This window comes from Amphritea atlantica, from assembly GCF_900111095.1.
Classification (GTDB): domain Bacteria; phylum Pseudomonadota; class Gammaproteobacteria; order Pseudomonadales; family Balneatricaceae; genus Amphritea; species Amphritea atlantica.
On record NZ_FOGB01000003.1, the window covers coordinates 356,787 to 369,330 of the forward strand.

10 protein-coding genes are annotated in these 12,544 nt (G+C 51.0%); all 10 read right to left on the reverse strand.

What is annotated here, in order from left to right; all coding sequences use genetic code 11:
* Nucleotides 1-257: 257 nt before the first annotated feature.
* The gene (locus tag BMY09_RS07605) at nt 258-899 is read right to left on the reverse strand and encodes a hypothetical protein (protein ID WP_091356137.1); all 642 of its coding nucleotides are present in this window, start codon (nt 897-899) and stop codon (nt 258-260) included.
* On the reverse strand, nt 896-1,462 hold the full coding sequence (dcd, locus tag BMY09_RS07610) for a dCTP deaminase (RefSeq protein ID WP_091356140.1): 567 nt from the start codon (nt 1,460-1,462) through the stop codon (nt 896-898). The genes BMY09_RS07605 and dcd overlap by 4 nt, the downstream gene beginning before the upstream one ends.
* 120 nt (nt 1,463-1,582) lie before the next feature.
* A complete protein-coding gene (apbC, locus tag BMY09_RS07615) occupies nt 1,583-2,395 on the reverse strand; it encodes an iron-sulfur cluster carrier protein ApbC (protein ID WP_091356141.1) in 813 nt (270 codons plus the stop codon).
* 147 nt (nt 2,396-2,542) lie between these two features.
* Nucleotides 2,543-3,055 (reverse strand): DUF3299 domain-containing protein, encoded by a 513-nt coding sequence (locus tag BMY09_RS07620; protein WP_245756526.1) that lies wholly within the window; start codon nt 3,053-3,055, stop codon nt 2,543-2,545.
* 40 nt (nt 3,056-3,095) lie between these two features.
* Nucleotides 3,096-4,355, reverse strand: coding sequence for an ABC transporter permease (locus BMY09_RS07625; protein WP_091356146.1), 1,260 nt, complete (start codon nt 4,353-4,355; stop codon nt 3,096-3,098).
* Complete coding sequence (locus tag BMY09_RS07630) at nt 4,352-5,056, reverse strand: ABC transporter ATP-binding protein (RefSeq protein ID WP_091356269.1); 705 nt, start codon at nt 5,054-5,056, stop codon at nt 4,352-4,354. Before BMY09_RS07630 ends, BMY09_RS07625 begins: the two co-directional genes overlap by 4 nt.
* A gap of 12 nt (nt 5,057-5,068) precedes the next feature.
* Nucleotides 5,069-5,773, reverse strand: a complete 705-nt coding sequence (locus BMY09_RS07635) for a DUF2796 domain-containing protein (RefSeq protein ID WP_091356148.1) — start codon at nt 5,771-5,773, stop codon at nt 5,069-5,071.
* Between the two features lie 231 nt (nt 5,774-6,004).
* Nucleotides 6,005-9,463 carry an acyl-[ACP]--phospholipid O-acyltransferase gene (locus BMY09_RS07640; protein ID WP_091356150.1) on the reverse strand — a complete coding sequence of 1,153 codons (3,459 nt, stop codon included), beginning with the start codon at nt 9,461-9,463 and terminating at the stop codon, nt 6,005-6,007.
* 219 nt (nt 9,464-9,682) lie between these two features.
* Complete coding sequence (trmA, locus tag BMY09_RS07645; protein WP_091356152.1) at nt 9,683-10,777, reverse strand: tRNA (uridine(54)-C5)-methyltransferase TrmA; 1,095 nt, start codon at nt 10,775-10,777, stop codon at nt 9,683-9,685.
* Between the two features lie 90 nt (nt 10,778-10,867).
* Complete coding sequence (locus BMY09_RS07650; protein ID WP_091356155.1) at nt 10,868-12,118, reverse strand: HDOD domain-containing protein; 1,251 nt, start codon at nt 12,116-12,118, stop codon at nt 10,868-10,870.
* Between the last annotated feature and the right edge of the window lie 426 nt (nt 12,119-12,544).

The window sequence follows — 12,544 nt, forward strand, 5'->3', positions numbered from 1 at the left end:
TTATTAACTTTAGCCGGTCTTCGACAAAACAGGCCAGTGAAAAAACTCTATTAATGTTTATACAATCACAGCCGAAGCAGTATTAAGAGGCAGGAATCCTCAATAACGGGCCGGATTTCATACCTCTGCGGATCAACACAACGAGAGGATGAATCATGTTTAGTCAGGCACCCTGGAGCACGTTTACTGGCGAAGAGGATGAAGAGGGCAGCATCTATATACTATCCGACAATTAAAGCGACGGCTCAAAGCCCGGATTAATGATAGGTTAGCCCGATCGGGCTAATCAGGTTGCGCTGCTGGTCAAAACAGTTACGCAGCTCAGACAGCGGCTGCAACGCATAATCAACCGGGTCAACCGGAAGGTCATACCAGTCCAGGGTTGAAACCCGGGTCATAAGGTCGTATTCGCCAATCAGAGCATCCAGATAGATCATCACCGCTTCAATACGGGGCTCCATATCCAGTGACTCCGGCAGATCGTGCATGTAGATATCCAGGTGGTAGCGCCCCGATTCGACCCGATAACCAAACCAGAATTCATCTAACTGAAACTGCTCATCACCAAAATTCACCGTGGCAGGTACCGGATCATAGCGATTATTAAACGCGACGAAACGCACACCGCCAATATCCGGCGCTGCCCCCACAAGCGTTAATACCGAAGTAATCGATTCGGGATAACCATCACAGCCGAAAATCATCTCAACATTGCCCTCACCCTCTTCACGTTCGAAGTGAAAGGTCAGATTGGCGTCGATACTTCTCAGGCTTTTGCTGTATTCCAGCAATAATGATTCGTTTTCAAACTGATTTTCAGACTCACTGGTCAGCAGCCGGTCAATAGTCTGCTCTACCTGCTGCCAGAAATTCTGGATTTTATCGCTCGACTCAATCATGTACGGGGAACAACCACTCCTGTCTGCCCCTGATATTTACCATCACGGTCTCTGTATGAGGTTTCGCACACCTCATCAGCCCCCAGAAACAGCATCTGAGCAACCCCCTCATTGGCGTAAATCTTCGCCGGCAGCGGCGTCGTATTGGAAAATTCCAGTGTTACGTGCCCCTCCCACTCAGGTTCAAGCGGTGTCACGTTAACGATAATACCGCAGCGTGCATAGGTACTCTTGCCCAGACAGATCGTCAGTACATCGCGGGGAATGCGAAAATACTCAACTGTGCGCGCCAGCGCAAATGAGTTAGGCGGAATGATACAAACATCAGATTTCACATCAACAAAACTACCATCATCGAAGTTCTTCGGATCGACAATAGATGAGTTGATGTTAGTGAAAATTTTAAATTCGTCGGCACAACGAACATCGTAACCATAGCTGGATGTACCATAGGAGATTAGTCGATCGTCACCCCGACGACGTACCTGACCCGGTTCAAACGGTTCGATCATGCGCTGTTCAATTGAAGTGCGGCGAATCCAGCTGTCTGATTTGATACCCATCTTTTCAGTTCCAGTTCTCTGTTATTTTGTGCGGCCGCACATAATATCGTTTTTGCTAAAAAAAAACCGCATTTTCAGAAAAAAAATGCGGTCGGTGACTGATACGGGCTTGGTGCCAGATCAGTCCTGACTGATGGAAATATTCGGCATCGACGGCTGCACACCACTCCTGTTTTGCAGTGTTTCAACTACCTGACGGGCTGTAGAACGATAGATCATCGATTCCGGGCCCTGAGGATCGGCAACGAGGGTAGGTTTTCCTCCATCAACGGCCTCACGGATAGACATTTTAAGTGGCAGCTGGCCCAGCAACGGCGCGTCATAAGCACGGGACAGATCTAAACCACCGCCACTGCCGAAGATCGCCTCGGCATGACCGCATTCACTGCAGATATGTACACTCATATTTTCGACAATTCCCAGAACCGGAATATCGACCTTACGAAACATCTCAATCCCCTTGCGGGCATCCAGCAGGGCGATATCCTGCGGTGTTGTCACAATCACAGCACCACTGACCGGCACCTTCTGCGAAATAGTCAGCTGGATATCCCCGGTGCCCGGCGGCATATCGACAAACAGAAAATCCAGATCGCCCCACTCGGTCTGCGTCAGCAACTGCTGCAAAGCACCACTGGCCATCGGTCCACGCCATACCATCGGTTGCGCATCATCAATCAGAAAGGCGATAGACATCACCTCCAGACCATGTGCCCTGACCGGCTTCATCGCGTTTTCACTCGCCGGCTCCGGCCGGGTTGTCGGCGCAACCCCCAGCATCGTGCCCATACTCGGGCCATAGATATCCGCATCAAGAATACCCACACGGTAGCCTTCAGCAGCCATCGCCAATGCCAGATTCACCGTCGTTGTCGATTTACCCACGCCCCCTTTACCGGAAGCGACAGCAACAATATTCTTTATATTTTGCATCAAATAACACCTTAGCCTGTGGCTTTGCTATGCATATAGACACTAATAACCAACTATATTAGTCAGATATTATGCATGAAGCGGCGGAAAAGTTCCACGAGCAGAAACCCGATGCACAGCATGGTGCCACAATTTCAGCTCTGTTGCTTACTCTTTATAAGCTTCAATCTTAAAGGCATCCATCGTATATCCGGAGGTTCCCATCTGATGAATGGTGGTTTCGACACTGAGCTTGCCTACAACCCAGATAGCATCGTAAAGGTTCTCTACATTAACGCCCGGCTCAAAGGTCACATGAATAATCTGATTCGAAGGCGGCGGCGGAACATGAATACAAGCACCAAAATAGGGTACCAGAAAGAACTCTGTGACACTCTGCCCCTCCTCCACCAGCGGCACAACAAACCCGGGGATACGGATCATCCTGCCATCCATCTCCTTAACAACCGGGGCAGAACTCAGGGCTTCCATCATCGCTTTGAGTTTTATTTCAGCCATAGGGTCATAATCATCCAATGATGAGAACTGACTGGTATCAAAGACAGCCATCGGCGAGTAATCTTCTGGCATCAACAGGTCCCAGTCGATCGTCTCAACCGCCTCTCCCTGAACCGTTTCACCCCGCACCGGGGCGATACAGACAGCGATCAGAATACTCACCAAAACAACCACTCTAGCTAACATTTCTCATCTCACTCAGTTACAAACGCACCGTCATACCATCTGCCAGACTGTATCGATAGGCAGTATAGCCGGGTATCAAACCACACAGGAGGCCGGTAACAAAGACTAACAACAACAGTTTTAACTCATAAAGTCCGGGTAAGCTCAGCTCTAAATAGAGCCCCAGATGGCTCTCAATGAGCGGAATGCAGATCGCCAGACCACCATAGAGAAACAGCATCGCCAACACAATACCTGCAAGCGTCAGACCGCCGGTCTCCAGTACTAATAATAAGCAGACCTGCCAGGGTCTGACGCCAACCGACCGCAAAATTGCCATCTCCCGACGACGCTCAGTCAAACTGGTCATCAATACCGTCAGCATACCGAACAGTCCCGTCGCCACAACAAACCCTGAGATGACTAACAGGGTGCTTTCAACCACCCCCAACATCCCCCAGAGTTCCTGCAGCGCTACGCCGGGCAGAATCGCCTGTAACGCTTCCTTACGATAGTTATTAACCGACCGTTGCAGCTGGAAAGTCGACAGCTTTGACTTCAGCCCCACCAGCATCGCAGTAATCTGTTTTGGCTCCAGCTTTCGTTCTGACAGAGGAGTTGTCCCCCCTGACCCCGGTATATAGGTACCCGACTGCCAATCAATATGGATCGCTTCTATCGCCGCAAGACTCACATGCAGTGTACGATCCAGCGGCGTCCCGGTTGGTTTCAGGATGCCCACAACAGTAAAAGGCTGATCCTTGTGTTTGCTAAAGCTGGTACTGCCAATACCATGACTGATGATAACTTTCTGACCTAGCTGATACCCCAGTGTTTGCGCGACTTCGGCCCCCAATACCACATCATGCAGCGCAACAAACGGATGCCCGTCACGAAAAACCAGAGGATGTTTACGTCCATAGCGGTAGTACTTAAAGTAGTCCCCGGTGGTCCCCAGCACCCGGTAGCCCCGATGTGAGTCGCCCAGCGATATGGGAATCGTCCATTCCACAGAAGGCTGAGAGGCGATCTCCTGATAACTTTTCCAACTGATATTATTGGTGGCATTACCTATGCGAAATACCGAATAGAGCAACAACTGCACCGACCCGGAACGAGCGCCGATAATCAGATCTGTACCCGAGATAGTCGAACTGAAGCTCTGCTTCGCTTCCGTTCGTATTTTTTCGACACCGAGCAATAGTGCAACGCTGACAGCGATAGAGATCATCGTCATGATAGCGGTCACGCGCCGGTTATAAAGGCTTCGCAGAGCCAGCATCAAAACAACTTTCACACCAACTCCTTTGCATGATTAAGATCACGCAATGAAATAACCTGGCTGAAGTGTGTTTCCAGTGAGCTGTCGTGACTAACAAACACCAGAGTACTTTCAGACAGATCACATTCACGAATCAACAGTTCAAGAAACGCGTTGCGGCTATCACTGTCCAGAGCAGAGGTTGGCTCATCTGCGATCACCAGTTCAGGACTGCCAATCAATGCTCTGGCGGCAGCAACCCGCTGTTGCTGACCAATACTGAGCCGTGTCACCCCTCGACGGTGCAACGAATCACGGGGGATTCCCAGATGCTCAAGCAGCTGTGTCGCAGCGTTCTCAAGTGATCCATAGCGCTCCGTGGCCCGTGTATTACGCGCCATCGAAAAACGACAGGGCAGCATCACATTTTCCAGCACCGAAAGGTAAGGCAGCAGGTTAAACTGCTGAAATATGAGTCCAATATGATCAGCTCTGAAATTATCCCGCCAGGCACTCCCCTGGCTATGCAAAGCTTGTCCCAATACGCAGATACGCCCCTGCAAAGGGGTATGTATGCCAGCAATCAGGTTGAGCAGGGTACTTTTACCACTTCCTGAAGGACCTTTGACAAACACCCGCTCGGCAGCGGCAACGTTCAGCGCTGGAATATCCAGAACAGGCTGGCCCTCAGGCCAGCCAAAGACCACCTTATCCAGCTCAATAACAGCGTTCTTCATATCATCCATCGGTTAAAAGTTTAACCATTTGTTTTCATCATCCAGCTGCTGATAGCTCTGTCCGGCCGGACCAATTAACTGCACCTGAAGCTGGTGCATCTGTGGGTAATACTCAAACAGCTCAACAGAAAAACCCTTCAGCAATGCTGGAGACCCACAGTGAAACCGGTATGACAACATAAAGTCGCTGTGAGTATGCCCGTCATGCTGGTGACTCGCCTCATGATCGTGATCTGCCTCATGGTCGTGATCCGCCTCATGATCGTGATCTGCCTCATGATCGTGATCTGCCTCATGGTCGCGATCCGCTTCATGGCCGTGATCTGCTTCATGGTCGCGATCTGCTTCATGGTCGTGATCCGCCTCATGATCGTGATCCGCTTCATGATCATCATGACTGTCCACCATAGTCGTTTCAACGTCCGCCAGCTCTGTATGACAGGCAGAACCTTCTGGAAAGCCAAACAACTGCTCGGTCTTTTTCAACTGTGCAAGGGCTGAGGCCAGTGCCTGCTGTTGTTGTTCATCCGCAGGCGCATGCTCAAACCCTACAATATTAGCTGCTGGAGTTTTAATCTCAATCTGCAACTCACTGTCTTCTAAAACCACTGTCATGCTTGCTTTACCGTGCTCATGACTTTCATACTGACGCTCAATCCCCTCAGCGACTACAACCGGCGCAGCCAGTAATAGCAATACCCCACCCAACAGTTTCATCCGCCAAACCCTCAATATTTACGAAAACATAAATGTTACAGTATAACATAATATAAATACAGTAAACGTGGTTCTCAGACGCAAAAATGTCACGTAAAGCTCGCGCATGAGGCGAAGCATTTCTATACACATGAAAAAATAAATCCCGACGCCCAGGCAGCAGCAAGCAGCTTAAAGAGATACAACAGAGGAGAAACCGGGCCAGAAAGGACCCGGTTGATAAAACAGCTTTTAGCCTGAAACCAGCATTTGTTCGGCAAGCAGTTTTGCCGCCGGATAGTTGGTTTTACCACTGCCCAACAATGGGATCTCAGCAACCCGGAACACCTTCGCTGGCAACATCAGTGGCGGCACCCCCTGACTCGCGAGATGACTTCTGAAGCTTTGCGGATCGATATCCGCATCCACCAGCAACACAACCTGCTCACCTTTGCGTTCATCCGGCAGATTAATGGCCACCAGGGCGGACTCATCATCCGCAAGATGTTTTCTGACCTCCTGTTCGACCGCCCCCAGGCTGACCATCTCTCCGCCTAACTTGGCAAATCGGGAGTAGCGATCGACGATTGTCAGGAAACCATCATCATCCAGATGGCCCTTATCGCCGCTTTTATACCAGCGCAGGCCATCCATTTCGACAATCACCTCGGCGGTTTTCTCCGGATTATTCAGATAACCTTTCATAATCTGGGTGCCTCCGATCAGAATCAGACCATCTTCCCCGGTTGGCAGTTCTTCCAGAGTTACCGGATCGACGATACGGAAAGTCGACCCCGGCAGTGCCAGCCCTACGGTACCAGGACGGGTACCCACCTGCACAAACCAACCGTCAACAGACAGATGGTCGGGCAGATTCACACTGGCAACCGGCGTCGTTTCAGTCGAACCATACCCCTCAATAACCGGCACTCTGAAACGAGCTTCGAACGCCTGCTGCACCGCAGGATCGAGTCGCTCGGCGCCGGCAACCGCAACACGGATCGATTGAAACATCAAAGGGTGAAGTTTTTTACTGCGGGTATAGAGGCGCAGAAAAGTGGAGGTGGCACAGATCATCGTTGCCCGGTACTTAGCCACCCCTTTGCCTATGTTCACAGCATCAGTCGGATCCGGATGACACACCACAGGCAAACCCTCTATCAAAGGCATAAAGGTGGTCACTGTCAGGCCGAAGGCGTGAAACAGCGGAAGCGTCGCCATAATGCAATCATCTTCACGGACATTCAAAACATCGGCGATCTGGCGCAGGTTTGCCAGAATATTCCGGTGGCTGAGCATCACCCCTTTAGGTGCGCCTTCACTACCGGAGGAGAATAAAATAGCGGCGGTATCATCCATCCTGGTACCCGCCCCCAGCCACCCCTGCAGCAGAGTAGCGGGCACCACACTCAACAGAAACATTGTCACCAGGGCTTCCGCTTTACCTATGCCCGCCTTCAGGTCCTCCATGTAAATCACCTGGCGCCCCTCAAACAGCGCCTCGGTGCTGACTCCCCGGGCCTTCAGTTTAGAGACAAATTTATGGGCGGTGAGAATAGTTTCCACCTCGCCCTGCTCCAGCGCGGCCAACTGAGCAGGCTCACTGGCGGTAAAATTGATATTCACCAGTGTCCGACCGGCAAACAGCCCCGCCAGGTTAGCGATCGCACCGGCACTGGAGGTTGGCAGCAACACACCCAAACGCTGCCCAGGCGTCTGTTTCAAACGCTGACTGAAAAGCACCACGGCGGTCAGCAGGCGTCGATAACTCAGCGGCTCCCCCTGCACATCGCTGATCGCCATATCGGACATGGCACTTTTTGCTGTACGAATAAAGCTCTGCGGCAGCGGCTGAAAGGTCTGAGTGTAACGCTCCCAGGTATGTATCGACAGCTCAGAAACTTTCTTCTTCACCTCTGAAGCGCTGCTGTTCACCGGCATCGGCTGGCCATAGGCGACTATCACATCACGCTTCAGACCGCCCCGGCGAATCACCTTCATCTTATCGGTGGAGCGGGAGAAACGGCTGCCCCATAATCCACGCAGATAGAAAGGCACAATCACCCCTTCAGCCTCTTCACAGGCCCGTTCAAACCCCTTTTTAAACTCACCGATCTGACCGGTGTGACTGATTGCTCCTTCGGGGAACAGACAGACTACATGTCCGGCGCTGATCAGCTCACCAACTGCCTGCAATGCATCCCGGCTATGACCACTGGAGATCGGAATTACCCGATACATCGACAAAAACCATTTCAGATACCAGCGCTCGTAGATTGAGCGTTCCATGACAAAGTGGATATGACGCGGGCAAGCCATCTGAATCATCGCCCAGTCCAGCCAACTGATATGGTTACCAAGCAACAGCACACCCTGGCCCGAACGCGGCAGATTCTCAAAGCCCAGCACCTGAAGATTGTATTTACGCTTTATCAGACCAGCCACCAGCACCCGCACCAGTGCCTGAGGCAACAACCGGATAGCAAACAACGCCCCCACAACCCCCAACAGTGCAAGCAACCAGAGCAGCCAGAGACCATCAATCCCAGCCCAGGCAAACAGTACCGTCAGTGACAGAAACCCCAGCATTGCGATGTTCTGAATAAAGTTGCTGCCCGCCAGCACCTTACCGGTCTCACCCCGACCAGCGTTAAACTGAATCAGTGCCTGCAGCGGTACATTCAGCAGCGCACCACTCAGGCCGATAAGAAAAAACACCACTCCCTGATAGAACACCGAGGAAGCCTGCGGCAGTAACACCAGCCCGGCAGCCACACCCGCCGCCCCCAGTGGAATCAGGCCAATATTGATATAGTGTGGCGACCAGCGGCCGGCCAGCACCGAACCGACCATAATACCAACACCCGCCAGCGCCATGGTCCCCTGGATAATAAAGGTGTTGTGGATACCATGGTGGCTTTCAGCCACCGCAGGAAATACCGCCAGCATCACCTGACTTACCGACCAGAACAGCGCCACCCCGATGATTGAAAGCCAGATGGTTCGGTTATGGTAGATCATCGATAAATTGCGACTCAGCGTCTTACCGCTGCGGTAGGCCTGCCAGTCGTAGTGAACCTGATGGTCAGTATCGCGGGTTTGCGGCAACCGGTATGCCAGTATCAGCTCAAACACCGAGCCTATCACCAGCAACCAGCCTAATGGGGCGATCATCTCCAGGCTCTGCTCGGGTGATAGCTGAAACGCCCCGTTTACACGGATCTCAAACAGCAACGAAAATACCGCGATACCTGACAGAATCGCGACCATGGTCACCGCCTGAACCCAGCCATTACCTTCGGTAATATTCTCTTCCCCCACCAGCTCACGGATAAAGCCATATTTAGCCGGTGAGTAGAAGGCACTTTGCAGCGCAAGAATAAAGGTCAGCGCGAAGGCTGCGATAAACCAACCCTGAAAATAGCACAGGGTTATCAGCAGCGTTGCACCAACCGCAGCCCAGGCGGAATATTTCATCACCCGATTTTTCGGGTATTTATCTGCCAGGAACCCCGCAGGGGTAAATAACATAATGAACGGCAGCAGGATCAGCCCATTGACCACGGCCGTCAGAACGATCTGCAGATCACCGTCATACGCTTTGAACAGCGTGTTCTGAATAATGATCTTATGACCCAGATCGACAAAGGCATTGATAAAGGCGATGGCAATAAACGCCAGAAAGCCATTGATACGAAGAAGTGCTGACATCCTACTCTCCCTGATAGAACGAATAAGCAACGGTAAATGCCGGTGACACGACCATTAGTGCTGAAAAGATAGCGCTGAGCATAATACAACCTCCCGATAAAATGATCGCTAAAGTATCTTTTTATCGTTAACGCAACACCAACTGCGCGCAAAGAGTATTAATTAATAATACCCAGGGTGGATATTTGCAGATCTGAGAGATTCAAACCTGTTACTAACCTACTTCCTTGTCAGATATACCCCACACTCCAGATGATGGGTATAGGGAAACTGATCAAATAGCGCAAAACGGTGCAGGTCATGGGTCAGGGTCAGCTGCTTCAGATTCTGCTGCAGTGTTTCCGGGTTGCAGGAGATATAGACAATATTATCGTACTCAGCGACCTGCTTAACGGTTTCATCATCCAGACCACTACGTGGTGGGTCCACCAGAACAGTACTGAAATTATAATCAGCCAGATTAACACCACTCTGCTTCAGACGACGAAACTCGCGCACCCCCTGCAATGCCTGGGAAAACTCCTCGCTGGACATCCGCAGGATTTTCACATTATCAACCTGGTTAGCGGCAATATTATATTGCGCCGCATCCACAGAGACTTTAGCGATCTCAGTGGCAATCACCTTATCGAAGTTTTCTGCCAGCGCCATGGTAAAGTTGCCGTTACCACAGTACAGCTCCACCAGATCGCCACCGGCGTCACGGGTAACATCCACAGCCCATTCCAGCATCTTAACGCACACCCCGCCATTGGGCTGAGTAAAACTGTTTTCGACCTGCTTGTAGATCAGTTCCCGGCCATCAACCCGCATTTTCTCCAGCGCATAATCCTGATCGAGAACGATCTTGGTTTTGCGGCTACGACCGATAAAATGGATACCGAAATGCTGTTTGAGTTTACGGGCTTCCTCAATCCAGGCGTCATCAAGGGGCTTATGATATAGCAGACTGACGATCAGTTCGCCGGACAGGGTGCTGAGAAAATCGACCTGAAACAGGCGGCGACGCAGCAGTTCATTGGGGCGTAAATAGTCCAGCAGCTTAAACATCACCTGCTGAATCGGTTCAGATACCATGGGGCAGGATTCAAGCCGGCTGTGCTGATGCTTGTCCCCCGGCTTAAACATCACATAGTAAAGATCATCACCTTCGTGCCACACCCGAAACTCGGCGCGCTGGCGATAGGCGGTTGTGGCCGACTCAAACAGCTCAATGCCGGGTAGATTGAAGTCAGCAAACTGCTGTTCGATGTCAGTTTTTTTTTCGCTCAGCTGAGCATCATACTGGGACGGATCAACAACAGGCAGCGCCATCTAAACCTCGGAATATAGAATCAAAACAGGCCGCGCATTCTATCAGCCTGCCCCGATCACTCCAAGCTTTCACTGCTTATAGGAACCGGTTCAGAAACCATTCCCGGTTCCGGAATAGAGCTGTGCAGCAAAATCTTCAGACATCTGCTGCCAACGGGGAAGCTTATTCTGCAGCCCAAGACGGGTCACATACTTCTCACTGATCTGGCTACTGATACGACAATCATTCACATTAACCACATCAGGCAGAATAGAGTCTGCCAGATGCACGGCGGTTAACGGGGTAAACTTTTCACTGGAGGTAGCGTTTGGATTAGAGTGATAAAGCACCGCCTCAACCACTTCCGGCGACAGGTTCCACAGTCCCAGCATATAGGCACCTACCTCCATATGAGTGACCCCCAGGCGAAGTTTTTCGATGGCATAGAGAGGATGATTCAACAGCGCAGCTTCCTGAAGCACCTCACTGTAATGCTCCGCTTCACGGGTAGCGATCACCAGCATACCGATATCCTGAAGCAGGGCAGCCAGAAACGCCTTATCGGCAATATCGGCACTCACCCGCTGTTCGCGACAGATCGCCCGGGCAAACCGGCCAACCACCATGCAGCGGTCAAAGAGGTTTTCGAACGAAAATCCAGACCAGTTTCTATCCTGCGGATAGTGTTCAAATATGCGCGACACCAGAAACAGATCCCGAATCTGCCTGACCCCCAGAATCACCACCGCATCTTTGATTTTAAACACCTTACTACTGAGGGCAAAAAAAGCAGAATTCACCAGCTGCAGGATTTTCGCACTCATCGCCGGGTCCCGCTCGATGATAGCGGCGATATCCGCTGCACCAGTGGTATCAGACGCCAGCGCATCATTCAGGGCAACATACACGCCCGGCAGGGATGGCAGCCTTTCAATCGCACCGACGTACTCCCTGACCACCGGCTTATTACTCGACTGAATCAGACGCAGACTCTGTCCTACCTCATGAAACAGCTCGGTAACCCCAGAAGTGAACAGCAGCGAACGGTGACAAAGCTCTGACGCTTTGGCCACCTGATAATTCTGCAGGCCGTCATTCAGCATGATCCGGATAACCCCCGGATATTTGGCGACCACTTTGCGCAACCAGTTATAACTAAACTCAAAATCGTCCTGACTCAGCTGAACAACAATCACCTGATAATCCTGGCGACCAAGCATCTCCATCGCCTGTTCAGGAACCTTAGCCAGACTGATACTAACCCGGCCCTTCAGCTCTGCCGGCACATTGTTCAGATCAGCCAGCGGCTTACCGAGCCAGAGCACCGCAACTTTATCTTCCTTAAGAATATATTCGAACATGACCCTCCATCTCCTCAATAGAGTGGCTACCCCACTCGTCTCCTTAACGTGCCATCTCCGGATCAGTGACCGGATGGAAACAGATCTGTGCAGTACTGCAACCTTTACTCAATTTAACCCATCACTGCAGCTACCTGCGATGCTCTATGCGGCCCTAAAATCGTCTGAATAAGCTGATAAACATACCTTAGTATTTTCCGTATCAGACGCTCAAGGCACTGTCAGTAAAGGTTACAGTATAGCTGTTAAATTACACCGTTAAGGCAACAACAATTATGCGATAAACCGTTACAGACTACTTTGTTCCTGAAACGTAACAAATGTTCCTTAACAGGTTGTAGCGTTATTTAAAAAAGCTGTCTACCGATTGTTACCCAGTATAGTTAACTTAAACCTGCGTGTTTGAATCATCACCGGATAAAAAAG